Annotated in this window: 20 protein-coding genes; 9 read left to right on the top strand and 11 right to left on the bottom strand. The window is 62.5% G+C overall.

Annotation, left to right across the window (positions count from 1 at the left end; genetic code table 11):
• Nucleotides 1-1,077 (top strand): BMP family ABC transporter substrate-binding protein, encoded by a 1,077-nt coding sequence (locus tag RX329_RS13430; protein ID WP_085384856.1) that lies wholly within the window; start codon nt 1-3, stop codon nt 1,075-1,077.
• A 109-nt stretch (nt 1,078-1,186) separates the two neighbouring features.
• On the opposite strand, the gene RX329_RS13425 is transcribed toward RX329_RS13430, so the two are convergent.
• Entirely contained in the window at nt 1,187-2,539 is a 1,353-nt protein-coding gene (locus tag RX329_RS13425; RefSeq protein ID WP_085384831.1) for an 8-oxoguanine deaminase, read from the bottom strand.
• A 153-nt stretch (nt 2,540-2,692) separates the two neighbouring features.
• Here RX329_RS13425 and RX329_RS13420 point away from each other — a divergent pair, with 153 nt between their 5' ends.
• A complete protein-coding gene (locus tag RX329_RS13420; RefSeq protein WP_085350616.1) occupies nt 2,693-3,520 on the top strand; it encodes an FAD binding domain-containing protein in 828 nt (275 codons plus the stop codon).
• A complete protein-coding gene (locus tag RX329_RS13415) occupies nt 3,517-6,243 on the top strand; it encodes a molybdopterin-dependent oxidoreductase (RefSeq protein ID WP_085350615.1) in 2,727 nt (908 codons plus the stop codon). The genes RX329_RS13420 and RX329_RS13415 overlap by 4 nt, the downstream gene beginning before the upstream one ends.
• On the opposite strand, the gene uraD is transcribed toward RX329_RS13415, so the two are convergent.
• The 4 genes from uraD to RX329_RS13395 all read right to left on the bottom strand — a co-directional run bounded on the left by uraD (nt 6,240) and on the right by RX329_RS13395 (nt 8,849).
• On the bottom strand, nt 6,240-7,127 hold the full coding sequence (gene uraD, locus RX329_RS13410; RefSeq protein WP_085350614.1) for a 2-oxo-4-hydroxy-4-carboxy-5-ureidoimidazoline decarboxylase: 888 nt from the start codon (nt 7,125-7,127) through the stop codon (nt 6,240-6,242). The genes RX329_RS13415 and uraD overlap by 4 nt on opposite strands.
• Before the next feature lie 5 nt (nt 7,128-7,132).
• Nucleotides 7,133-8,068 (bottom strand): allantoinase PuuE, encoded by a 936-nt coding sequence (puuE, locus tag RX329_RS13405; RefSeq protein WP_085350613.1) that lies wholly within the window; start codon nt 8,066-8,068, stop codon nt 7,133-7,135.
• Nucleotides 8,069-8,482, bottom strand: a complete 414-nt coding sequence (locus RX329_RS13400) for a DUF3830 family protein (protein WP_085350612.1) — start codon at nt 8,480-8,482, stop codon at nt 8,069-8,071. It lies immediately after the preceding gene.
• 88 nt (nt 8,483-8,570) lie between these two features.
• Entirely contained in the window at nt 8,571-8,849 is a 279-nt protein-coding gene (locus tag RX329_RS13395) for a hypothetical protein (RefSeq protein ID WP_018456703.1), read from the bottom strand.
• Between the two features lie 227 nt (nt 8,850-9,076).
• Here RX329_RS13395 and RX329_RS13390 point away from each other — a divergent pair, with 227 nt between their 5' ends.
• Nucleotides 9,077-9,295 carry a hypothetical protein gene (locus RX329_RS13390; RefSeq protein ID WP_007612884.1) on the top strand — a complete coding sequence of 73 codons (219 nt, stop codon included), beginning with the start codon at nt 9,077-9,079 and terminating at the stop codon, nt 9,293-9,295.
• 2,067 nt (nt 9,296-11,362) lie between these two features.
• On the opposite strand, the gene RX329_RS13385 is transcribed toward RX329_RS13390, so the two are convergent.
• Both RX329_RS13385 and RX329_RS13380 read right to left on the bottom strand, forming a co-directional pair.
• Nucleotides 11,363-12,226 (bottom strand): alpha/beta fold hydrolase, encoded by an 864-nt coding sequence (locus RX329_RS13385; RefSeq protein WP_085350611.1) that lies wholly within the window; start codon nt 12,224-12,226, stop codon nt 11,363-11,365.
• A 9-nt stretch (nt 12,227-12,235) separates the two neighbouring features.
• Nucleotides 12,236-14,740, bottom strand: a complete 2,505-nt coding sequence (locus RX329_RS13380; protein WP_317245916.1) for an alpha/beta hydrolase — start codon at nt 14,738-14,740, stop codon at nt 12,236-12,238.
• Between the two features lie 135 nt (nt 14,741-14,875).
• Here RX329_RS13380 and RX329_RS13375 point away from each other — a divergent pair, with 135 nt between their 5' ends.
• The 5 genes from RX329_RS13375 (at nt 14,876) to RX329_RS13355 (ending at nt 18,257) form a co-directional block, all read left to right on the top strand.
• On the top strand, nt 14,876-15,802 hold the full coding sequence (locus RX329_RS13375) for an alpha/beta fold hydrolase (protein WP_317245915.1): 927 nt from the start codon (nt 14,876-14,878) through the stop codon (nt 15,800-15,802).
• Nucleotides 15,799-16,392, top strand: a complete 594-nt coding sequence (locus RX329_RS13370) for a hypothetical protein (RefSeq protein WP_085350608.1) — start codon at nt 15,799-15,801, stop codon at nt 16,390-16,392. Before RX329_RS13375 ends, RX329_RS13370 begins: the two co-directional genes overlap by 4 nt.
• 90 nt (nt 16,393-16,482) lie before the next feature.
• Complete coding sequence (locus RX329_RS13365; protein WP_085350607.1) at nt 16,483-17,130, top strand: CoA transferase subunit A; 648 nt, start codon at nt 16,483-16,485, stop codon at nt 17,128-17,130.
• 4 nt (nt 17,131-17,134) lie between these two features.
• A complete protein-coding gene (locus RX329_RS13360) occupies nt 17,135-17,785 on the top strand; it encodes a 3-oxoacid CoA-transferase subunit B (protein WP_085350606.1) in 651 nt (216 codons plus the stop codon).
• Nucleotides 17,786-17,798: 13 nt separating this feature from the next.
• Nucleotides 17,799-18,257, top strand: coding sequence for a MaoC family dehydratase (locus tag RX329_RS13355; protein WP_085350605.1), 459 nt, complete (start codon nt 17,799-17,801; stop codon nt 18,255-18,257).
• Between the two features lie 17 nt (nt 18,258-18,274).
• On the opposite strand, the gene fabI is transcribed toward RX329_RS13355, so the two are convergent.
• The 4 genes from fabI to RX329_RS13335 are packed head-to-tail and all read right to left on the bottom strand — an operon-like array spanning nt 18,275 to nt 23,491.
• Entirely contained in the window at nt 18,275-19,063 is a 789-nt protein-coding gene (gene fabI / locus RX329_RS13350; protein ID WP_317245914.1) for an enoyl-ACP reductase FabI, read from the bottom strand.
• Entirely contained in the window at nt 19,060-20,274 is a 1,215-nt protein-coding gene (locus RX329_RS13345; protein ID WP_317245913.1) for an acetate/propionate family kinase, read from the bottom strand. Before RX329_RS13345 ends, fabI begins: the two co-directional genes overlap by 4 nt.
• Before the next feature lie 5 nt (nt 20,275-20,279).
• Nucleotides 20,280-21,242 (bottom strand): phosphate acetyltransferase, encoded by a 963-nt coding sequence (locus RX329_RS13340; RefSeq protein ID WP_085350602.1) that lies wholly within the window; start codon nt 21,240-21,242, stop codon nt 20,280-20,282.
• A gap of 23 nt (nt 21,243-21,265) precedes the next feature.
• Nucleotides 21,266-23,491, bottom strand: a complete 2,226-nt coding sequence (locus RX329_RS13335) for a DUF3141 domain-containing protein (protein ID WP_317245912.1) — start codon at nt 23,489-23,491, stop codon at nt 21,266-21,268.
• Nucleotides 23,492-23,656 lie beyond the last annotated feature (165 nt).

Raw genomic sequence — 23,656 nt, 5'->3', positions numbered from 1 at the left:
ATGAGGAAATCACTTCTTGCGCTGGGCGCCGGGCTCTTGCTTGCCGGGAGCGTCGGTGCAGCCTCCGCCGCCGACAAGCTGAAAGTCGGGTTTATCTATCTCGGCCCGGTCGGTGACCTCGGCTGGACCTATCAGCATGAGCTGGCACGCCAGGCGCTGGTGAAGGAGCTCGGCGACAAGATCGAGACCACCTTTCTCGAAAACGTGCCTGAGGGCCCCGACGCCGAACGCTCGATCGAGCAGCTCGTCCGCGCCGGCAACAAGCTGATCTTCACCACCTCGTTCGGCTACATGGATCCGACGCTGAAGGTCGCGAAGAAATACCCGAACGTGCATTTCGAGCACGCGACCGGATACAAGCGCAACCCGAACATGTCGACCTATTCGGCCAAATGGTACCAGGGCCGCTACATCCAGGGCCTGATCGCGGCCAAGATGTCGAAGTCCGGCGTGCTCGGCTATATCGGCTCGTTCCCGATTCCCGAGGTCGTCTCCGGCATCAACGCGACGATCCTCGCCGCGCAGACCATCAACCCGAACATCAAGGTCAAGATCATCTGGGCCAACACCTGGTTCGACCCAGGCAAGGAAGCCGACGCCGCCAAGGCGCTGATCGACCAGGGCGCCGACATCATCATGCAGCACACGGATTCGCCGGCGGCAATGCAGATCGCCAGCGAACGCGGCAAGCTCGCCTTCGGCCAGGATTCCGAGATGATCAAGTTCGGGCCGAAGACCCAGCTGACCTCGATCCTCGACACCTGGGGTCCCTACTACATCGCCCGGGTCAAGGCCGAGCTCGACGGAACCTGGAAATCCGAGGACACATGGGGCGGCCTCGACAGCCACATGTTCGCGATGGCGCCCTACACCAACATGCCTGACGACGTGAAGAAGATCGCCGAGGATGCCCAGGCGGCGATCACCGCGGGCAAGCTGCATCCGTTCAAGTGCCCGGTCCTTGGGCAGGACGGCAAGGAGGTCGAGTGCAAGGGCGGCGCCAATCTCGACGACGGCCAGATCCTCGGCATGAATTTCTATGTCAAAGGCATCGACGACAAGCTGCCGGGCAAGTAGCACGCTTCTTGCATCGCCTAAATCACCTGCTCCTCCCGGAGGAGGTTCGGAGGGGGTGGCCAGAAGCACCCGGCACTTGTGGTCGCCCCCTCTTTCTATTTTCGCCTGATTATTGTCCGGCCTGCATGGCCCGCGCCGCCGAACTGTGGCGGTGAATGAGGTCTGCCACATCGAGGCCGGGGATCGCGCCGTCGATCACGGCCCATTTTCCCGCCACCATCACCCTGTCGGCCCGATGCGCCCCACACAGCACCAGTGCAGCCAGGGGATCGCCATGGCCGGAGAAGCGCAGCTCGTCGAGCCTGAACAGCGCGAGATCGGCCGCCTTGCCGATGGCGATCTCGCCAAGTTCCGGCCGGCCGACGCAGGCCGCCGAGCCCTTGGTGGCCCAGCGCAGCGCATCCCTGTGACTGACCTTCGTCACCCCGTAGCGCGCCCGTTGCAGCAGGAACGCGGCCCGCACCTCCTGCATCAGGTTCGATCCGTCGTTCGAGGCCGAGCCATCGACGCCGATGCCGATGCCGACACCGGCCTCCTCCATCTCGCAGACGGGACAGCAGCCGGAGGCCAGGAGCTGGTTGCTGCAGGCGCAATGACTGATCGTCGTCTTCGCCTTGCCTAGCCGCTTCATCTCGTCTGCATTGAAGAAGATGCCATGGGCGAGCCACGTCCGTGCATTGAGCCAGCCACATTGTTCGAGATAGTCGAGCGGACGGCAGCCAAACATCTCCTGGCAGAATTTGTTCTCGTCCTCGGTCTCGGCGAGATGGGTGTGCAGACGTACGTCGAGCTTGTCGGCGAGATCGGCGGTGGCGCGCATCAGGGACGTCGTCGCCGAGAACGGCGAGCACGGCGCCAGCGCGATCTGCACCATCGCATCAGCACCGCGCTGATGATATTTCGCCACAACGCGCGCGCTGTCCGCGAGGATGGTGTCCTCATCCTGTACGACGCTATCGGGCGGCAGACCGCCGTCGCGCTGCGACAGGTTCATCGAGCCGCGCGTGAGCAGCACGCGCACGCCGAGCCGCTTTGCGACCTCGACCTCGATGTCGACGGACTCCTCGAGCCCCGCCGGGAAGACGTAGTGATGATCCGTCGTCGTGGTGCAGCCCGAGAGCAGCAGCTCGGACATCGCCACGGTGACGCCGAGCTGCAGCCGTTCCGGCGTCAGCTTCGCCCACACCGGATAGAGCGCCTGGAGCCAGGGAAACAACTCGCGGTCCATCGCCGCGGGTAGCGCCCGCGTCAGCGTCTGGTAGAAATGGTGATGGGTGTTGATGAGGCCCGGCAGCACGACGTGGTCGCCAGCATCGAACACCGCGACGTCAACGGTTGCGGGCGCGCCGCCGGCCGGAACCAGCTCGACGATCCGGCCGTCCTGCACCACGACGCCGCGCTCGGCGCCATCGGCGAGGACGGCCAGGGGATCCCTGATCCAGATCGGCTTTGCGTCGCTCATGAATCTGCTCCTCCTCACATCCGCTCCCGACAGGCCTGCAAGGCAGGGGCCGGCCCGATTGCGCTTTTGCTGCGACTTGTTGTTGCGACTTGGCGCTCGTCTTGCAAGACTTTCTCCGGGCTCGATTCACTCGTTGGAAGCGTTGGCGTCGCCATGGACTTGAATACCATCACAGCGGTCGCCCATCCGCAAACGCGCGCGCAGCTGCCCGTTTGGACGCCAGGTGATGCTTGGCTCGCGGGCGGCACCTGGCTGTTCTCGGAGCCGCAAGTTCACCTGACTCGGCTCATCGATCTCACCGACCTCAAATGGCCGGCGCTGACGGTCACCGAGAGCCATTTCAGCATCGCGGCCACCTGCACCGTTGCGCAGCTCGATGGATTCGCCTGCCCACCCGACTGGTTCGCGGCACCGCTGATCAACCAGTGCTGCCGCGCCTTCCTTGCTTCGTTCAAGATATGGAAGACGGCGACGGTCGGCGGCAATCTCTGCATGTCGCTGCCGGCGGGACCGATGATCTCGCTCACCGCGGCGCTGGAGGGCGTCTGCACCATCTGGAAGGCCGGCGGCGGCGAACAGATGATGCCCGTCATCGACTTCGTCACCGGCAACCAGCGTAACCTTCTGGCGCCGGGGGATCTGCTCCGGCAGATCGATATTCCGATCGCCGCGCTGAAGCGTCGTACGGCCTTCCGCCAGATCTCGCTGGCGCCGGTCGGCCGCTCGGCGGCGCTCCTGATCGGCAGTCTGGATGCCGATGGCACGCTGACGCTCACGGTCTCCGCGTCGACGGTGCGGCCGATCCGGTTGTCCTTTCGCGAGGCCCCTCACACGAAAGCGCTTCGCGACGCTATCGCGCAGCAGATTACGGACGATCTGTACCACACCGACATCCACGGCAAGCCGCTCTGGCGCAAGCACATGACATTGCGGCTTGCCGAAGAGATTCGCGACGAACTCCTCGGAGCACCGTCGTCATGAGCTTCGAGGTCAATGGCACGACGTTTCCGCAGGAGCCACGCGCCGGCCAGTGCCTGCGCACGTTCCTGCGCGAGCTCGGCCATTTCGGCGTGAAGAAGGGCTGCGACGCCGGCGATTGCGGCGCCTGCACCGTGCTGCTGGACGGCGAACCGGTGCATAGCTGTCTGATCCCGGCCTTCCGCGCCGAAGGTCGCGCCGTCACCACGATCGAAGGTCTGGACGGAGACGGCGGCGCGCACCCGATGCAGCAGGCTTTCCTCGATGCGCAGGGCTTTCAATGCGGCTTCTGCACCGCCGGCATGATCCTGACCTGCGCCTCGCTGAACCAGGCGCAGCGCACCGATCTCGGCGTCGCGCTGAAGGGCAATATCTGCCGCTGCACCGGCTATCGCGCCATCGAGGACGCGTTGCTAGGCAAGACCAACATCGAGGAGAGCGTCGAGGCCGGCGCCGCATTCGGCCGCAGCCTGCCGGCGCCAGCTGGCCCCGATGTCGTGCGCGGCAAGGCGCGCTACACGTTCGACACGCAGATCGACGGCCTGCTGCATATCAAGCTGCTCCGTTCGCCCCACGCCTACGCGAGGATCGTCGCGATCGACAAGTCGGAAGCGCTGGGCGTTCCCGGCCTGCACGCGGTGCTGACGCATGAGGATGCGCCAACCACTCTGATGTCGACCGCGCGGCATGAGAAGGACTGGATGGATCCCGAGGACACCCGTGTTCTCGACGAAATCGTCCGCTTCATCGGCCAGAAGGTTGCCGCCGTCGTCGCAGACAGCGAAGCCGCCGCCGAGGACGCTTGCCGCCGGTTGAAGATCGACTACGAGGTCCTCCCCGCGCTGATCGACCCTGAAATAGCAATGGCGCCCGGCGCACCCATCATTCATCCCGACCGCACCACCGCGAACCGCGTCGCCGACGCCCAGCGCAACCTCGCCGCGGAGACGCATGGCGAATTCGGCGACGTGGCGGCTGCGCTCGCGACATCTGCCGTCACCTTCGAGGGCACCTTCCATAGTCACCGTGTGCAGCATGCCGCTTTGGAAACCCACGGCGGCCTCGCCTGGCTCGACGCTTCCGGCGTGCTCAATGTCCGCACCTCGACGCAGGTGCCGTTCCTGACCAGGCGCGCGCTGTCTGATATCTTCGAGCTTCCCATGGACAAGGTCCGCGTCTTCTGCGAGCGCGTCGGCGGCGGCTTTGGCGGCAAGCAGGAGATGTTCGTCGAGGACATTCTGGCGCTCGCCGCGCGCAAGACCGGACGGCCGGTGAAGCTGGAGCTCACCCGGGAGGAGCAGTTCATCGCAACCTCGACGCGGCACCCGATGCGGGTCCACGTCAAGGCCGGTGCCGACGCGGACGGCAAGCTCACCGCGCTCCAGCTCGACGTGCTCTCCAACACCGGCGCCTACGGCAATCACGCCGGCCCGGTGATGTTCCACTCGCTGGCGGAATCCATCAGCGTCTACAATTGCCCGAACAAGCGGGTCGACGGCTGCGCAGTCTACACCAATACTGTGCCGGCAGGCGCGTTTCGCGGTTATGGCTTGCCGCAAACACTGATCGCGGTCGAGGCCGCGATCGACGAACTGGCCAAGCAGCTCGGCATCAGCCCTTACGAGATGCGGCGGCGCAACGTCGTCAAGCCGGGCGATCCCATGGTGTCGCCACCGCCGTCGGAATTTCAGGACGTGTTCTACGGCTCCTACGGCCTCGACCAGTGCCTCGACCTCGTCGAGCGCGCGATGCAGGCTGATGGCCCGCAGCCGGACCTGTCGCCGGAGTGGCTGATCGGCGACGGCGTCGCGCTCACCATGATCGACACAGTGCCCCCGGCGGGCCATCTCGCGGATGCGACGGTCGCGCTCAACGAGGACGGCGGCTTCGACCTCACGGTCGGCACCGTCGAATTCGGCAACGGCACCAGCACCGTGCACCGGCAGATCGCGGCGACCACGCTTGCGACCACCGTCGACCGGATCCGCCTGCTCCAGTCCGACACCGCCCATGGCGGCCACGACACCGGCGCCTATGGCAGCGCCGGCATGTTCGTCGCCGGGAAGGCGACGCATGCGGCAGCCGTGCAGCTCGCAACCGAGCTGAAGGCGGCCGCCGCCGGCGCATGGCTCTGCGACGTCGGCAGCTGCACGCTCGAGAGCGAGGCCGTCGTCAGTGGCGTACGGCGCATGTCCTTTGTCGAGCTGGCAAAGCTCGCGCGCGAGCGCGGACAGCCGTTGGCAGGCGCCGGCAATTCCGGCGGGACGCCGCGTTCGGTCGGCTTCAACGTGCAGGGCTTTCGCGTCGCCGTGAACAAGGGCACCGGCGAGCTCCGGATTCTCAGGAGCGTGCATGCGGCAGACGCCGGCGTCGTCGCCAATCCCATGCAATGCCGCGGCCAGGTCGAAGGCGGTGTCGCGCAGGCGCTCGGTGCCGCGCTCTACGAGGAGATGGTGATCGACGCGGACGGTCGCGTTGCCAACCCCAAATTCCGCGACTATCACCTGCCCTCTTTCGCCGACGTCCCCCGCACCGAGGTCTTCTTCGCGGAGACATCCGACACGATCGGGCCGCTGGGGGCGAAGTCGATGAGCGAGAGTCCGTACAATCCGGTCGCCGCCGCCCTCGGCAACGCGATCGCCGATGCCACCGGCATCCGCTTCACGGCGCCGCCCTTCAAGCCGGACCGGCTGTTCCCGGCGCTGCACGAGAAGTTCGGCAATTAACTGCCGCGATAGGTCGAATAGCTCCAGGGCGTGACGAGCAGCGGCACGTGGTAGTGGCTTTCCGGCTCGCTGATCGCAAAGCGTATCGGGATCTCGTCGAGGAACGGCGGGTCGGTGAGCTGCACGTTGCGCTCGGCATAATATTTGGCGACGCTAAACCGGAGCTCGTAGCGGCCGATCGGCAGCGGCCGGCCGCCGATCAGCGGCTGGTCGGTGCGGCCATCCGCATTGGTCACCGCGCGCGCTATCACGCGGCTCTCGCCGAGATTCGCGAGCTCGACCAGCTCGACCGGAATGCCCGGCGCGGGTTTGCCGGCGTGGTTGTCCAGCACATGGGTCGAGAGCCGGCCGTGGACCTTGAGCTTGTCATCGGCTTCGACGAGTTGATCAAGCCGCAACGCCGAGATACGGCCGATCTCCTCGATCGCACGTCGCGTCTCGGTCTTGGCGATATTGCGCAATCGCGTCTCGAAATCGCGCAGCACGGAATCCCTGGTGTGACGGCGCACGCAGACGATATAGGGGATGTCGAACTTGTCGCGATAGGCATTGTTGACGCGCTCGAACGCCGCGTATTCGGCCTCCGACAGGCGGTCGAGGCCGGCGCTGTTCTGCTCGTCGGTCGATTCCGCGGTGAGCCCCGCCGCGCGCTGGGTCTTGTTGGCGAGGTCCGGATGCGCCCGGATCAACGCCAATTGCACCTCGGGTTCGGCACTCTGGATCGCCGCCATCAGCGCGGCGTGCAACTGGTTGATGCCGGCGAACGGTCGCTTCGCGGCCAGTTGACCGGCGATCCACGGCGAATATTCAACGACGTTGGCGAGCGCGGCAACGAAATCGGCTTCATCGGCGGCATTGAGATCAGACAGCGATATCTGCGACATCGTCCTCACCCGATCTCGAATGCGTCGGCCGCAAGGTGCGCGAGCTTGTCGTGCCAATGCTGGGCGATCTGCAATCGCGTCGGCACCCAGACGCGCTCGTGCTTGCCGATGTAGTCGAGGAAGCGGATCAGCCCCGCCGCGCGGCCGGGGCGACCGGCGAGACGACAGTGCAGGCCGACCGATATCATCTTCGGCGCGCTCTGGCCTTCGGCATAGAGCACGTCGAAGGCATCCTTCAGATAGGTGAAGAACTGCTCGCCTTCGGCAAAGCCTTGCGGATTGATGAAGCGCATGTCGTTGGCGTCGAGCGTATAGGGAATGACGAGCTGCTTACCGCTGGCGCCCTTGACCCAATAGGGCAGATCGTCGGCGTAGAAATCGCAGAGATAGAGGAAGCCGCCCTCCTCCATCAACAGACGGTTGGTGTTGATCGAGGAGCGTCCGGTGTACCAGCCGAGCGGCCGCGAGCCGGTCGCCGCAGTGTGGACGCGGATCGCTTCCGCGATCTCCGCGCGCTCCTGCGCCTCGGTCATGTCCTTGTGCTCGATCCACTTCAGGCTGTGGCTGGCGATGTCCCAGCCCGCTTCCTTCATGGCAGCTACGATTTCCGGATTGCGCTTCAGCGCTGTGGCGACGCCGAACACGGTGGTCGGCCACTTCCGCTCGCTGAACATCCGCCACAGCCGCCAGAAGCCGGCGCGCGAGCCATATTCGAACATCGATTCGATATTGGCGTGGCGCTGGCCGGGCCAAGGCTGTGCGCCGAGCACGTCGGACAGAAACGCTTCCGAGGCAGGGTCGCCATGCAGGATGTTGTTTTCGCCGCCCTCCTCGAAATTGACGACGAACTGCACCGCGACCCGCGCGTTGCCGGGCCATTGCGGGTGCGGCGGGTTGCGGCCGTAACCGCGGAGATCGCGCGGGTAGCGGGTACCAGTCACTCAGACTTCCTCGAAGCGGATCGGCAGCGCACCCTTCCACAGCACGCTCTTGCCGAGCGTTGCCAGATTGTCCAGACCAGAGGTCAGCGTGATGAAATGGTTGCCGGCGAGTTGGCCCATCTTGCTCGCGAAGTGCACGCCGCCATAGGCCATCAGGATCTCGGTCTCGCTGATGCCGCCGGGATAGAGGATGATCTGGCCGGGCGCGGGATAGCTGGTGTGGTTCTCGTAACCGACACCGAAGTCCAAGTCGCCGAGGGGCATCCACACCCCCTCGCCGCTCCAGCGCACGTGGATGATGTGGCTTTCGAACGGCAGCGCCTTGCGGAACGCGGCGACAGTCTTGGGCGCCGCTTGCTCCTCGAAACGGGCATCGAAGGTGAAGTCGCCGGCGCGGATAACGAGTTTGGTCATCTCATCTCTCTGGATCGGGGCGGTGGCCCCACGGGGAATTTTCAGGCAAAGAGCACTCCGTCGGGCTTCGCGCAAGGGGCGCGGCCCGTTACCTGCGGTCGTAGGACCAGCCGAAAACGCCACTCCGCCGCGTCTCGGGCTCCGGCTCGGCGGCGGGCTGCGGCGCCTCCCTCAGTTCCGCCTGCGGCGACGGAGGCGGCACCGGCAAATTTTCGCATTTCATGGAGTAGACCAGCTTGCCGTCCGCGGTCCGTCCGATCGGCGCGCAGGGGTCCGGATGCGCCGCCGATGTTTTTGGGGTCAGCTTGACCTGCGCCACGGCCGGCGAGGCGATCAGCAGAAGGACCAGCAGATATTTCGACATCATTGTCGCCTGAAAACCAGATTTGGCCCATTGAACCGGATTGGAGCAGGCAAGTCCACCCGTGCCACCGGTCGCGATTGCCGAATATTTAGCCGAGGCTAGAAAATTGGCTCGCCCCAATGTGATGTCGCGAGCGGTGATATCGGCCGGGCGCGTCGCCATGTCAGCCGCGACGGCGACACACAAAACACACATCTCACAGCCGGGCGTCGTCACGGGAGAAAGAAACAATGCAAAAGACTTTCATCATTCTCGGCGCGACGCTGATTGCCGCCGCCACCATCCAGACTGCCGCGGCGAACGACCGCCGTCATGTCCGCAAGGCGCAGCCCCATCCCATCACCCAGTCGGTGCGCGACTCCAACGCCGCGCTCTGGCCGTCGCAGCCGACCGGGCCCGACTGGTCCCGCTATTCCAACGGCGCGATGTCTGCACCAGCGGGACGGTGATGCCGGAAGCCTAGCGCGATCAGCGAAACTGCCTCCACGTCGTCATTGCGAGGAGCTCTTGCGACGAAGCAATCCAGACATTTTCCGGAGATGCATTTCTGGATTGCTTCGCTGCGCTCGCACGGAGTGTGAGGCGGCAGCGCCAGTCCAATCGCAGACACGTCTTCGCGTTCTCGCGGCTGATTTCGCCCGAGCTTTGCCTGGTCGCTTCACCCTCTTGTCCAAGAGGGCGCAGGGAAGGCCGGTGCCGGCTGGCACCCGCGGTCCGCTGCGCGAAAAGCACACGCAGGAAAACCGCACAGCAGCATACAGGTGTAGCCAATCACTCGGCCTTCCCTGCGCGATGGTTGGACGGCTTATGCCGTGCTCTCCCGGGAGCCGAGTTCTCTTTGGCCTCCCTCACCCCACGAAAGTCACCGCCACCGCGCCGGTTGACGCAGATGCCGCATTCGCCAGGGCTTGACGTAGCAACGACGGCCAGGACCACACGTCTATATTTTGGCATTCGGTGAAACACGCCGAAACTAACAAAAGACTTTGAAAGAAGGGCTTTTCGACTACCCTGATGCGGGCTGTTTCAGCGGGCTTCACCAAGGGCCCGGCCCTACGCCTTTCAGCGTCCGCACGACAAACTGAAAGTCTTGAAGCCGAGCTCTTTGGTCCCAAGCCTTAGGAGCTGAAACCACATGGATGCTACCATCATCGCGGACACCGCTGGCAAGCGCGGCCGCAATAGCAGCGTCATCCTGACCGACCGCCTGTGCGAGAAACGGGTCCCCAAGAGGACCAAACTCTACGACCGGAAGGTTTGTGCCACCGGGTCGTACCAAAAACGGAAAGCCCATTGCCGATAATGGAGTCGCTGGAATCGGTGTGATTCTTAAAGCGCTGAACCATGGTATGTTCGCGAATCAATCGAAGGAGGCCGTCATGCTGTTCGATCGTCTCTTCGCAATTCTTGTTGTGGTGTCGGTTCTGTTTTCGGGCGCCCTCATCGGCGTCGTGCTAATTGCGTTGTGACGCGCTCGCGGTCTCTCTGGCGGCCTTATCAAGTCGCCGTCCACTCCAAAAACATCGCCAGTAGGGTTGGCGCGGCATTCGGTTGGGCTCCCTCGTTTTGAAGCTTGTTCTCCAGCTCCAGACGCCTACAGCAGACCGTAGCAATTTCGGTCCGCGCCGCGCGGGAAATCTGTCAAAGAAACGAGAGGCTGGTCCCCCGCCCTCATCGCTGTCAGGGGCGGATGCCGGCGGCCGACTGCGCTGAGTAGGATCTACGAGGTGGCGCAGCCAGCGCCGGTCCTGCCCGACACCGCTCTTTATGCGGGGCCAGGGACGGAATTAACATGTGCCTTTCAGCCCCGGGTAAGCCTTGCTTTCACGGGGGCAGCGAGATGGGCTCAGCAGAACTCCCCTCTATCTCACAATGCAAAACTTTCGCGTTGAAAGCCAAAGAGCTCGATGCCGATCCAGCGAATTCGGCGCGTCGTTCCGCAGTCCTGCGAAGCATCGCGTAGCTGTACTGCGCTCGCGCACCAGCTTGAGATCCTAGCAGTCATATCGAAAGAGGAAGAAAAGCCGGTAAGTCGTAGAGAAGCAAGGGATGAGGCCTGAGCTTAGATCTCGGCTGTGAAGCGGGTGGCACCGTGCGGCTTGTCGGCTCCGTCGATGCCACTCGCCCAGACGTTCACCTTTGTGGTGGAGCGCCGTCGGGAAGTTCACCTTTCGGGTGGAGCCCCCGCGGCAGATTTATGAAAAACTATCGAATGTGTCCTGAACGGCGCAGCGTCCGGTTGAGGATGTCGATTCAGCAGCGACGCGCAAATAGGAAGAGGCTGAGGTGACCAGTCCCGCTCCTCCCCGTGCAGTGTGGGCACATGCGCCTTTAATCAACCCGCCAAGATCACGAGGCAACACCAACATCGTCCGTGCATTCTTTGATCTAGCAAACAGCTCCCACTCCGAATCTCGGACTAGCCTTGGTTGCTGATGAAGACGGCAAGGATCATGAACAACAGGTTGGCGATTGGGATGATTGCCTTCGCGGTGATAGCGTTCATTTCCTTCTTGTTATGCCGCAAGTCCCCCGAACCACGCACCAAAATAGCCGGCGTAGAGCGCGGGCATTTCGAGGTTCATCGAATGCCCGATACCGGGCACCACGACGAGGCGGCAGTCCGGCATTGCCGCGGCCATCATATGAAGATCGGCGGGGGGGATCCAGCCGTCCCATTCGCCCCACAATACCAGGTGCGAATGCCCGATCTCCGGCATGCGGCTTTCCAGTTCCCGGCTGTCCCGTTCGCGCGTGAGATTCACGGGTGTCCCGATCCAGATGCCTTCGGAGACGCCAAAAGTTTGTTCGATGATCCTGTCGAACAACGCCTGAATGTCCGCACCCCCCGGACGGAACTGCGGAACTTTATTCGGCGCCATGCTTTCAGGCACGAACAGCGATGAGGCTGCGGTCGCCATCACCGAGCGGGTCAGCTCCTTGCTCGCCATCATAGCCCGAAACAGTCCGATCTGATCAGTATTGAAGGCCATGCCCAGCGGCGTGACCGGATCAAGCGCAAATACCCGTCCGAAGCGGCGCGGTTGCATCAGCAGCATACGGGCCGCGATGATGCCGCCCGTCGAATGCGTTGCAAGGTGGCAGTAATTGATATCCAGGGTATCGAGTGCAGCCAGCATGTCCTGTGCGTGCTGCTGCATCGTGTAGTTGGTGTAGTCAACCGTAGGCTTCGGCCGGTCGCTGTCGCCGCAGCCGCGCCAGTCGATGCCGATGACGCGAAGACCAGAAGGAAACAGCGGGGCAGCGAGCTCGATCCAGTCCTTGCTGGCTAGATTGCCGTGGATGAAGAGGACGGTGACGTCGCCTCGTCCCCACTCTCGCCAGCCCAGCTGGACTTCGCCCGCCTGCACCCTTGGCATGAACCGGCCCTATTTGTTCAGGCCGGCGGTCGGCGCGGCGCCGGGCGGTGTCGGAGCCACCGGCAAGGCCGAGACCACCGCCCCCTTGATCATGCGGTCGGTCCCGACCGGCGACGAGGTGTCGACGCTTCCCCGCGTCACGAAATCCACGATGTCGGACGGGTATTCGACCGGATTGTCCGTGTGGATGAAATGCCCGGTCTCCGGATAGATCTTCAGGATCGGCCGATTGCCCGCATTAGTCATACGCGTCATGAACGGCGTGATGGCGTCGCGTCCGAGGTCCGTCAGCCCATTGAATGCCGGCGTCGGGATGAACGGCTCCTTGTCGCCGAATGCGAGGAAGATCGGCGCCTTTATCTGCGTGAGCCGCTCGTAGAGGTTCTTCGGATCATCCTGCTGGAGCTCGGCGCCGATCGTGTAGATGTCGTAGATAAAGATGTTACACCACTGCTCCAGCTCCTTCGGATTGCCCTTGGTCAGCCGGACGCGCTGCTCGGTGTGGAGGCGGGCATATTCGCTGTCGCTGAAGAAATAGCCGCTTTTGGCAGCCGACGCGCCGGTCTCCGGGTCACGCTTCTTGAAGTAGAAGAAGTCACGAATGTTCTGCTCGTCACGCGCCTTCTCCGCGGCAAGGATCCCGGTCTGGTCCCAGGTCGCCCTCCACTTGTCGAAGTCATGATCGAAGGCCGGGTCGAACAGCGGCGCCTTTTTGCCTTTCGCGATGGTGATCTCGCGCGGATATTCCTCGAGACCTGACGGCGCCTCCAGCGCGAGGCCCTGCACTGTATCCGGCCAGGTCAGGGCGTAGCCCATCACGAACTGACCGCCGAGCGAATGGCCGAGATAATACGCCTTCTTGACGCCGAGCTGGTTGACGACGAGGTCGTAGATGACCTCGCGCATGTCCTGCATCGTGCGCGCCGGACTCTTGTCGAGATTGCCAGGCCCGGACATGCCGTAATGCGGCAGATCGGGCACGATCACGCGAAGGCCGCTGCGCAACGCATACTGCATGATGTTGCCGTAGTGACCGCCGAAAGCGCCTTTGCCATGGATGACGACGAGGACCTTCGGATCCTTATCCGTGCCAGCATATTCATCCATGTAGCCGATCTGCCAGGAATTGCCGCCCTTGTCTTTGGCATTGGCGTATTTGACCGGATAGGGGTAGGTCACGAACTCTTTCCAGAACGACTTTTTAGGGTCGATGTTCTCGGCGACGCCGGGCACCCGATAATTCTTGTCAACGAATTTCTGCGCGCGGTCGAGGCTCGCCACATCATCCATGAAGGCAACGAACTTCGGGTCATTCTTGCGCTGGTTGATGATCGGAAACACACCATAATGGGCGACCGGGCTTTCCTGAGCAATAAGGTCTGCACCAGGCACGCGATCGACTGCCTTCTGAGCCAACTTGAAGTTCAGCCACAGGTCATTGGTGATGTGCATCACCAGCGTCCGCGCCTGGATGCGGCCGAGATAAGGGTTGATGTTGTGCGTTTCGCCGACACGGTTGCGCCAGACCAGGTCGACCGCATCGTAAAGCTTGGCACGGTTGACGACGTTTAACGCCGCCTTTTCGTTCGGGGGGTCCCAATAGAAGATTTCGGGCTGGACTGCCCCCCAATTCTGGGTCGTACGGAACGCAAAGTCATAGCCCGTCATCCCGAGGATCGACCAGCCGAACGCCACGCCCGGCATCGGATGCTTCTCCTTGGGCAGCTTGTAATAATCACCCTTCGTTTCCTGCCACACCGGATCGGATTCGATCGCTGCCGTCATCATCTGGAATGTCCAGTTGCCGACGGGATCCTCGCCATCCGACTGCGTGGTGCCGCCGATCGGCATCAGTGCGCCGATATATTCGGGATGCATCACGCCCCAGACATACGTCTGCGTGCCGCCCATGGATACGCCGGACACCAGCGCAACGCGCGCGACCTTCAGCCCCTCGCGCAGCATCCGGTAGTTGGCCTGGACCATGTCATAGTAGCTGTACTGCGGAAACTTTACGCCGAGACCGTCCGACGGTTTGCTGGCGCCCCACGTTCCGAGTGGATCGACCATGATGACGTAGTAGCGATCCGTGTCGATGGGCCGGCCCGGACCAATAATTGGCACGGTGCCTGACAAGGCTGCTCCTTTGACCCACTGCTCGTACATGTCGGTGGCATCGCCAGAATAATATGAGTTGATGACGACGGCATTGGTGATCTCACCGGCAGCGTTGCGCCGCGGCGTACCGACCGCGATATAGGCGGTGTGCAATTTCCCGGCGCCAAGCGATTCGAGCGTGACGCCGCCCTCGCCGCCATTCTCCCACTTCGAGGGATCGGCGAGATCGTACTTGCCGCCAAGTCGAAAATTCGCGATCTCGTAGGTCTTCTTCAGACCGTCATGCTGCATCTGCGACGAGCGGCGCGTGATGGGCTGCGCAACCGCGAGCGATGTCCCGATCAATAGCAACAGCAGGCTGATGAGATATCGCCGCATGACATGTCTCCCGATCATGGCGAATTCCTCCGGCAGGCTTTGATTTTCCCAAACGCTAGGAGCGGACGCGGCGCGACCTTTGATCTAGCGCAAGGGAATTCGCACTGCCCGCGCGACAATTCTTTAGAACGAATTACATGCCGAGTCGCCGCGATGCCATTCCTCACGCACGGCTCCTACCGGATCCGGTATGAGCTCGACGGTCCTGCGACGGCGCCGGCGTACGTGCTGGTCAATGGACTGACCCAATATTCCGAACTGTGGAGCGCTTATCGCGACGCGCTTATCGCACGGGGATTTCGCGTTGCGACATTCGATCTGCTCGGCCAGGGCGCCTCTGACAAGCCGACGCTTTTCATCAATCAGGACGACCATGTCCTTGCGCTGCATCGCCTGATCGAGATGCTCGGTGAAGGTTCGGTCTTCCTCAGTGGAATCAGCTTCGGTGGCTTGATCGCGCTGCGCTACGCGATCGAGCATGGAAGGCGCCTCTCGGGTCTGGTGCCCATGAGTTGCTTTGCCGAGCTTTCGCCTCAACTTCTCCTGATCGGCAACGCACTACGTACCGGCTTAATTCTGGGTGGAACCGGCTATCTCCAGGATCTGCTGCTGCCGATGAATCTGTCCGATGAATGGTTGAAGCCGCTGCTGGACAAGCTCGACGGGGTCAAGCGGCAGGGCTGGCTTGTCAATGACCTCTACGCGTTACAGAACCTGATGGAGTCGTTCCTCGACTTTCAGCCGCTGACGCCGCAACTCGCCTCGATCGCCGTCCCAACCATGATCCTGAACGGAGAGTTCGACTTCCTGACGCCGCGCGCCCTGCACGACACGCTGCGAGTCGAAATCCCCAACAGCGCGCTCGTGATCATCCCGGGCGCCTATCACGCCTTCACGTTGGAAAAGGGTGCGCTCACAGCCGACCTGCTCGCGCGATTCGCCGACGACGTGCTGGCTGGACGCTGGCAAGGTAACAAAGCGGTCTGGATTGCGCCCGAAGATCCTAGCGGTGAGCTCACTCCATTTCCCGCCGGCTACGACCATCTGCGTGCCATCCCCGTCCAGAGGACCCCGGCATGAGCGGACTTCTCGGACCACTCGACTCCGAAGGCCGCGTGCCGCACGGTCAGCAGACCCGCGTCGCCGCTTTCCTGATCTCGGCCCATGGCGCTCTCGCAAGGCAATTCGGCCTCGCCCTGCCGGCGAAGTTCGAGGCCGGCTGGCAGACAGAATTGAACGCTCAATTCTACCGAGAGAGCGAGATCGTCTCGCTTCTGATGCGCGCAACCACATGGGTGCCGGATCTCGCCCTGGGCTACATGGCCATGTCTTGGGAGGCCGCCTGGCTTCCGACGCCGAACGAAGGCACTGCCGATCGCTCTCTTTGGCAAGCAGTACACCTCGCCGCGCTCGCGCATGCCGTCCACGCCGGGATCCGGCCAGCTGCGTTGCTACCGCTTGAGGCAAACGCGAATGACCCCTTCGTGATGGCGTTGCGCCGCATCGAGATCGAGAGCGGCCGTCTGTTACAGGCACAGATCCTGTTCCTGAAAGGTCCTGACTTGGTGCCCTTCCGCGATACCGTCAGCACAGTCTTGGAAAGCCGACACACCGAACTGCGCAAGCTCTGGCACGACACGCTCGCGAGCGTGGGAATCGTCCGCGAATGATGCGGAGCCTTGACGCAGATCAAAGCAGCGCGATTTCCGCCCTCCAGCATTCATTGACCGCCCTGCACGCGCCGACCGGAGTTCTTCCTCATGAAGGCCATTTCCCTCGAAGAAGCCGTCGCAATGATCCCAGTCGGCGCGAGTGTCATGGTCGGCGGTTTCATGGGTGTCGGAACACCGGAGCGTCTGCTCGACGAGGTGGTGCGGCAGAAGAAGGGCGGCCTGTCGCTGATCTGCAATGATGCAGCGATCCCCGGCAAGGGCGTCGGCAAGCTGTTCGATGCTGCGCTGGTCGCGCGATTGACCGCAACGCATATCGGTCTCAATGCGAAGGCACAGCAGCAGATGCTGGCAAACCAGATCGCCGTCGATCTGGTACCCCAGGGAACCTTCGTCGAGCGCATTCGTGCGGGTGGATGCGGGCTGGGTGGAGTTTTGACGCCAACCGGCGTCGGCACGCTGGTTGCTCAGGGAAAGCGGGAGATCGAAGTCGACGGAAAGCCTTTTCTGCTTGAGACAGCCTTGCGGGCGCAGTTTGCGCTAGTGCACGCCTTCCTTGCCGACTACCTCGGCAACTTGGCGTACGCCCTGACCTCGCGCAACTTCAATCCAGTCATGGCAATGGCCGCCGACACCGTGATCGTCACGGCGGAGAACATCGTGCCAGTCGGGGTGATCGCGCCCGACCACGTCGTGACCCCGGCGCCGCTCGTCGACTACCTCATTACAAACGGGTGACGACATGGATCCGCAGATCATCATCGCCCGGCGTGTCGCCAAGGAGCTTCGGAGCGGCGACCTCGTCAATCTCGGCATCGGTATCCCGACGCTGGTCGCGAACTACGTTCCAACGGACCTGAAGGTATTCTTCCAGTCGGAAAACGGCCTGATCGGAACGGGGCCTATCCCCGAGCAAGGCCTGGCGCATCCGACGCTAACGGACGCAGGGGGGCGCCCGATTAGCGCGCTGCCCGGGGCCTCGACCTTTGACAGCGCGATGTCGTTCGGACTGATCCGCGGCGGTCATGTCGACGTCACGGTACTTGGGGGCCTTCAAGTTGATGCCCATGGCCATCTCGCCAACTGGATGATCCCGGGCAAGATGGTGCCCGGCATGGGCGGCGCGATGGACCTGGTGAGCGGCGCCAAGCGAGTCATCGTCGCCATGCAGCATGCGGCGAAAGGCAAGTCGAAGATCGTCGCGAAATGCACGTTGCCACTCACCTCGGCACGGCCCGTCCATCTCGTCGTCACCGACATGGCGGTGATCGGCTTTCCCGACGGTAAGGCGACGTTGCTGGAGACTGCGCCGGGCGTCACGATCGGCGAGGTCATGGCGGTGACTGAGGCTGACCTCGTCGTTCCCGAACACGTGCCGGAAATGAATATCTGACCAGGTGACGGACATGCGAATATTTGGCGATTTCGACGAGATCAGATCCGCAGTCGGCACCGAGATCGGCGCCAGCGACTGGATCGAGGTGACGCAGGACCGGATCAACAAGTTTGCGGAAGCGACCTGCGATGAACAGTGGATCCATGTCGATCAGGAGCGCGCGAGGAAAGAGATGCCCGGCGGCACCACTATCGCCCATGGCATGCTGTCCCTGGCGCTGGCACCGATGTTCATCCGCTCTGTGATGGGGTTGAAAGGCCTCCGCAACACCCTGAACTACGGCGCGGATAGGATCAGGTATCTTTCGCCGGTCCCGGCGGGATCAAAGCTGCGCGGCCGCGTCAGCGTTGCTGAGACGGAGGATGTCCCTCCCGACGGGCTGCGCGTGAACTATCATCTGGTCATCGAGATAGAAGGGGGCAAACGACCGGCTTGCATCGCCGAGCTGATCGCCCTGCACTATCGCTGAGTCGCGTCCCGTCCTCTTCAATCGATGATGTGATAACCACCATCAATATAGAGAACGCTTCCCGTAATGAGCTTGGCGCCGTCGAGTGCGAGAAATGCCGTGGCGTTGCCGACATCATCAATGCTGACGAGGCTGCGCGACGGGGCCTTGGATTGCGCCTTATCCATCAGTTCGTCGAACTCGGGAATGCCAGATGCCGCGCGCGTGGCCAGCGGTCCGGGCGAAATCGCGTGCACGCGGATACCCTTCGGGCCCAGCTCGGCCGCGATATAGCGCACCGAGGCCTCGAGCGCAGCCTTGGCGACACCCATCACATTGTAGTTCTCCACGACGATCTGGCTTCCATAATAGGTCATGGTAAACATGGTGCCGCCGTTCTTCATCAGCGGCTCGGCCAGATGAGCCATGCGCATGAAGGACCAGCAGGAGACCTCCATCGTCTTCAGGAACGCGTCGCGGCCGACGTCCACCACACGTCCGTGCAAGGCTTCCTTCGGTGAGAAGGCGATCGAATGCAGCAGGAAATCGAGCTGGCCCCAGTCCCTCTCGACCCGGGCAAACACTTCTTCGGTCTGCCCCTCCGTCATGACATCGAGCGGCATGAAAATAGAGGCCTCAAGTGCCTGCGCGAGAGGCTCGACGTGCTTCTTCGCGCGGTCGTTCAGGTAGGTGACGGCGAGATCGGCACCAAGGGCACGAAAGGCCTTTGCGCATCCCCATGCGATCGACTGGTCGTTGGCGATGCCCACGACGAGGCCTTTTTTCCCCTTCAGGGCAATCTTGGTATCCGGAAATACGGGAATCATGACGCCCTCTCCTGTCGTTGATTGGTCGATGTTGTCTTCATCAGCAGCGACAGTGTGTGCTGCGCGATCATCAGCTCCTCGTCGGTGGGCACCACATAGACTGGGATGCGACTGTCGGGACCGGAGATCAGCTGTGAGTGGCGCGTATTCTCGGCTTGATTGAGCGTGACGCCCAGCCACGCGAGCTGGCCAGCGACATGCGCGCGAATTTTTGCGGAGTTTTCGCCGATACCAGCCGTAAACACAAAGGCGTCCAGCCCCTGCAGCGCTGCGGCAAGCATCCCCGCATTGAGGCCTATGCGATAGCTGAAATATTCGATCGCGAGTCTGGCTCGCGGATCCTCACTGCTCTCCAGCTCCCGCATATCGTTGCTGACGCCGGATAACCCCTTCAAGCCGCAATCGCGATAAAGGAAGTTCTGGATGTTGGAGGCTGACATCCCCTTCTCGGAAATCAGATACAGCACCACCCCGGGGTCGATCTGACCCGGGCGGGTTCCCATCGGAAGCCCGTCGAGAGCGGTGAATCCCATGGTGCTTTCAACGCTTCGTCCCGCGCTGAGAGCGCACATCGAGGCGCCGCTTCCAAGGTGAGCGACGATCACGCGCCCATTCGCGATTTTCGGCGCGACCTTTGGCAAGGTCTTCGCAATGTATTCGTAGGAGAGACCGTGAAAGCCGTAGCGGCGCACGCCCTCGGCATAAAGCTGATGCGGGATCGCATAATGATCGGCGACCGCGCTATGCGTTCGGTGAAATGCGGTATCGAAACAGGCGACCTGCAGAAGCTCTGGAAAATTGCCGAGAATCGAACGGATTGGCGCCAAATTATGCGGTTGATGCAGCGGTGCGAGCGCGATGAACCGCTCCAGCCGGGTCACGACACCATGATCGATTTGAATTGGGCGGTCGTAGTCCGGGCCACCGTGAACGACGCGATGACCGACAGCGATCGGGCGAATGCGTTGCTCGTCCCGCAACCAGGCACCGGCAATGTCCATCGCGGCCGGAACATCCGGCACCCCCTCGATCGGATAGGCGCGATCCGCAAGCGGATCGCCGGTGGAGCCACTCGCGCGCAAACGCGGGCGGCTGCCGATCCCATCCATCTGCCCTTTCAGCTGTCGCCGCAGTATTCCTTCGCCCTCGATCGAATAGACCTGGAACTTGACGCTGGAGGAGCCGGCATTGACCACAAGGATGGTGTCCATGGCGCTCACGCGGCAATCGTTGGAGCACGCCGGCGCCGGGCATGGGCATACAGCGCGGCGACCGCGCACGAGGCCATCCGCGCGCGCGCCGAATCCGCGCGTGAGGTCAGGACGACCGGGACCCGGGCTCCGAGCACGATGCCCGCGCCGTCCGCCTTGGCGAAATAGGCGAGATTCTTTGCAAGCATGTTGCCGGCCTCTAGGTCGGGAACGACGAGGATCTGCGCGCGACCGGCGACCTCGGACTTGATCCCCTTGATCCGCGCTGCCTCCACGTCGATGGCGTTGTCGAAAGCCAGCGGTCCGTCGAGGATCCCTCCGGTGATCTGCCCGCGATCTGCCATTTTGCAGAGTGCTGCCGCCTCGATCGTAGACGGAATCTTCGAGGTCACGGTTTCAACTGCTGACAGGATTGCCACGCGCGGCGACTTGCCGAATCCAGCTTCCACGTACAGATTGATTGCGTTCTGGATGATGTCGCGTTTGGCGTCCAGATCAGGGAAGATGTTGATGGCCGCGTCCGTCACGAAGATGGTCTCAGCATAGGCCGGCACGTCCATCACGAAGACATGGCTGATACGCCGATCGGTACGCAAGCCCCCGGCCTTCGCGGTGACGGCGCGCATCAATTCGTCGGTGTGCAAGCTGCCTTTCATCAACAGCTCACCTCGGCCGGCGTGGATCAGCTCTACCGCCTTTGCAGCGGCTTCATCGCTATGTGCTACGTCAACAAGCTCGAAGCCCGCGATGTCGAGACCATGCCTGCCGGCCGTATCCCGGATCTTCCTTTCAGGTCCGACCAGAAGCGGTCGGATAATGCCGGCCTGTGCACTATCGACAGCGCCGCGCAATGAGCTTTCATCGCAGGGATGCACGACGATGGTTGGGGCCGGCGGCACGGCCTGCGCAGCCGCGATCAGACGGTCGTACTTGCTCGGGGACTGTGCCTGCGACGTGTCGGCTGACATGAGCCGGTTCCTTCCAGACAGTGTTACGATGCCTTCGCCTTGGGGTCGAAAGGGGCAACGTTCGACGCCCTCCCCAACGTTTCGGCGTCGAGACCGAACAGCTGTGCGACACGCTGCAGGCGGCTGGCGCGCTCGCCTGTGATGTGCTCGCTGGCCGACAGCACCTCGCTCATCGTCATAAAAGCCGCGCGGCGTTGATTGACATCGTCGGGAAGCAACTTCGGGATAACGGCCAGGGCCGCCTCGCGATCGAGCAGCAGCATGAAGAACTGCTCGCGAACCAGCATCTTAAATTCCGCAAGCGTTAATCGCGCTCCGCTGTCGTCGCGACGAGCCTGACGCAACGCCTCGATGCTGCGTTCGTCCACCATTCCTCTCGCCGAGCCGACATAAAGCAGGGCACGGATGGCCGCCTCGCGAAGCCCGCCTTCGCCAATCCTGGATCGGAGCTCGGCGACCCGTTTGTCGAGCATGGCACGGTGTTCGGGCGGCATCTCGCGCCGGCGCGACAGTTCGCCTTTCGGATGTATGCCGACTGCCGCCTGTAGCGCCGGCGAGCCGTAGACGTTGAGGAAGAGCGCCTCGCTCATCGCTTCCTGCGAATCGCGCCAGCTGTCCAGCGCATGAACGATTTGCTTGGAGACCTGCTCCTGAAACGCCAGGAACGGATTGTCGTTCGAAACCGGCTTGCGGTTCTCTTCCAGCCCTTCCGCTGCCGATTTCACCGCTTTCATCCACGGATTTTGACTGCTAAAGGCCTCATATTGCGTCCGCAGCGGGTGCAGGTTGCGCATCAACTCCGCCGTCTGCGGCGCCACCATGCCCTTGATCCAGGGCTGCACGAACTTGCGGTAGGCGGCTAGATTAAGCTCGGAGACGCGTTTGGCCGCGGCAAAGCGCCGCTCGTCCTCAGGCGAATTGCCGCCCATGGCACGAATATCCTCAAGCGTTCGAGCCTCGCAGCGCATCACCCATTGGCCAACAACGAGATCAGAACTGGTGGTCTCCTCGTCCTTGGCTTCGAACGTCGCTTTGTAAAGGCCGGGCGGTAGTACATCGATCAGATCGATGTTGCTGGAAAATTCAGCGTGCTCCTTCTTGGCGACGCCGCCTGAAACGAAGATGCCGAGATGGCCAACGCTCTCGTGAACCGTATAGACGATCGTCTGCCCAAAGGCCCTGATGTCATCCACGTCGGCATAGCATTCGAGGATCCAACCTAGCGCCTGCTGTGGCGGAGTGATGTTGTCGCCCTTGGAGCAGAACACCACGATCGGCGAACTGATGTTGCGCAGGTCTACCTTCTGCCCGTCGGACAGGGTGATATTGCCAGCGGCCAGGTTGTTGCCAACGAAAAGTTCGTCAACAATGAACTGAATCTCCTCGGCGTTGAGATTGACGTGCCCACCCCACCAGCGCTCGAACTCGAGGTAGCGATCGGATTCGGTATCGACCTTAGAATAGACATTGTACTGCTTGGTCCAGAGCGTGTTCGACGGGTTTTGGCCTTCGAAGTTCTGGACCAGCCAGGCACCATCGAACTTCCCGCCGCCGAGATCGCTAACGAGCGCAGTTAGCCAGCTTCCGCCCAGCAGGCCGCCCGAATATCGCATCGGGTTTTTGCCATGCACGCCCGCCCAGTACGCGAGCGGGGCTCCGGCGATGATCAATGGGCCAAACAGTTCGGGCCGCACCGAAGCCAAAATCATGACCGCCCAACCGGCTTGGCAATTGCCTATGACGCAGGGTTTCCCTTCGGCTTCACGATGAAAACTGACTACCTTCTCGATGAACAATGCCTCGGCACGCGCGATACGCTCGATAGTCTGGCCCGGCACCGGCTCCGGCAGGAAGCCGATGAAGTAGCAGGGATGTCCCGCCTTCATCGCGACGCCGATCTCGCTGTCGGCCTTGAACCCGCCGATGCCTGGACCGTGCCCCGCGCGCGGATCAATCACGATGAACGGCCGCCGCGCGGAATCGATTTGGACGGCGGCTGGCGGGACGATGCGGACAAGCACGTAATTGACGGGTTCGTCCAACTCGCGGCCGTCGATGATCAGTTCGGCCGCATATTGCAGAACGTGTGGTGCGGTTTGGGCGACGTGCTCCCGATATTGGTCGCCGCGCCGGCGCATCACATCGAGAAAGAGTATGCTCCGTTGTCCCGCGTCGACCATGTATTCAACGGCCGAGGCGACGAGGCCGGACATCGGACCACCGGGCGATCCAGGCACTTCCATCTGCATGCTCCGACCTCAATGTCGTAGGAATGCATCCAAAGCCGGCCGCAACAGCGGGCCATTGATATAGGTCAATGCTGGACGGTCAGTACCCCGGCCCAGTCGTGTCACGCGGGTCATCCCGCCCGAATGTGTCGAGCTGCTGCTGAGATTCAGGCCGCCGGCTTTTTG

Source organism: Bradyrhizobium sp. BWC-3-1 (assembly GCF_032917965.1).
Classification (GTDB): domain Bacteria; phylum Pseudomonadota; class Alphaproteobacteria; order Rhizobiales; family Xanthobacteraceae; genus Bradyrhizobium; species Bradyrhizobium canariense_D.
Note: the sequence above shows the minus strand (reverse complement) of the source record. Positions and strands in the feature narration are given on the sequence as shown.

Excerpts from the sequence above, each read along its gene's own strand:
- RX329_RS13430 (WP_085384856.1), top strand. The coding sequence starts at position 1 with ATGAGGAAATCACTTCTTGCGCTGGGCGCCGGGCTCTTGCTTGCCGGG.
- RX329_RS13425 (WP_085384831.1), bottom strand. The coding sequence starts at position 2,539 with ATGAGCGACGCAAAGCCGATCTGGATCAGGGATCCCCTGGCCGTCCTC.
- RX329_RS13420 (WP_085350616.1), top strand. The coding sequence starts at position 2,693 with ATGGACTTGAATACCATCACAGCGGTCGCCCATCCGCAAACGCGCGCG.
- RX329_RS13415 (WP_085350615.1), top strand. The coding sequence starts at position 3,517 with ATGAGCTTCGAGGTCAATGGCACGACGTTTCCGCAGGAGCCACGCGCC.
- uraD (WP_085350614.1), bottom strand. The coding sequence starts at position 7,127 with ATGTCGCAGATATCGCTGTCTGATCTCAATGCCGCCGATGAAGCCGAT.
- RX329_RS13400 (WP_085350612.1), bottom strand. The coding sequence starts at position 8,482 with ATGACCAAACTCGTTATCCGCGCCGGCGACTTCACCTTCGATGCCCGT.
- RX329_RS13395 (WP_018456703.1), bottom strand. The coding sequence starts at position 8,849 with ATGATGTCGAAATATCTGCTGGTCCTTCTGCTGATCGCCTCGCCGGCC.
- RX329_RS13390 (WP_007612884.1), top strand. The coding sequence starts at position 9,077 with ATGCAAAAGACTTTCATCATTCTCGGCGCGACGCTGATTGCCGCCGCC.
- RX329_RS13385 (WP_085350611.1), bottom strand. The coding sequence starts at position 12,226 with ATGCCAAGGGTGCAGGCGGGCGAAGTCCAGCTGGGCTGGCGAGAGTGG.
- RX329_RS13380 (WP_317245916.1), bottom strand. The coding sequence starts at position 14,740 with ATGATCGGGAGACATGTCATGCGGCGATATCTCATCAGCCTGCTGTTG.
- RX329_RS13375 (WP_317245915.1), top strand. The coding sequence starts at position 14,876 with ATGCCATTCCTCACGCACGGCTCCTACCGGATCCGGTATGAGCTCGAC.
- RX329_RS13370 (WP_085350608.1), top strand. The coding sequence starts at position 15,799 with ATGAGCGGACTTCTCGGACCACTCGACTCCGAAGGCCGCGTGCCGCAC.
- RX329_RS13365 (WP_085350607.1), top strand. The coding sequence starts at position 16,483 with ATGAAGGCCATTTCCCTCGAAGAAGCCGTCGCAATGATCCCAGTCGGC.
- RX329_RS13360 (WP_085350606.1), top strand. The coding sequence starts at position 17,135 with ATGGATCCGCAGATCATCATCGCCCGGCGTGTCGCCAAGGAGCTTCGG.
- RX329_RS13355 (WP_085350605.1), top strand. The coding sequence starts at position 17,799 with ATGCGAATATTTGGCGATTTCGACGAGATCAGATCCGCAGTCGGCACC.
- fabI (WP_317245914.1), bottom strand. The coding sequence starts at position 19,063 with ATGATTCCCGTATTTCCGGATACCAAGATTGCCCTGAAGGGGAAAAAA.
- RX329_RS13345 (WP_317245913.1), bottom strand. The coding sequence starts at position 20,274 with ATGGACACCATCCTTGTGGTCAATGCCGGCTCCTCCAGCGTCAAGTTC.
- RX329_RS13340 (WP_085350602.1), bottom strand. The coding sequence starts at position 21,242 with ATGTCAGCCGACACGTCGCAGGCACAGTCCCCGAGCAAGTACGACCGT.
- RX329_RS13335 (WP_317245912.1), bottom strand. The coding sequence starts at position 23,491 with ATGCAGATGGAAGTGCCTGGATCGCCCGGTGGTCCGATGTCCGGCCTC.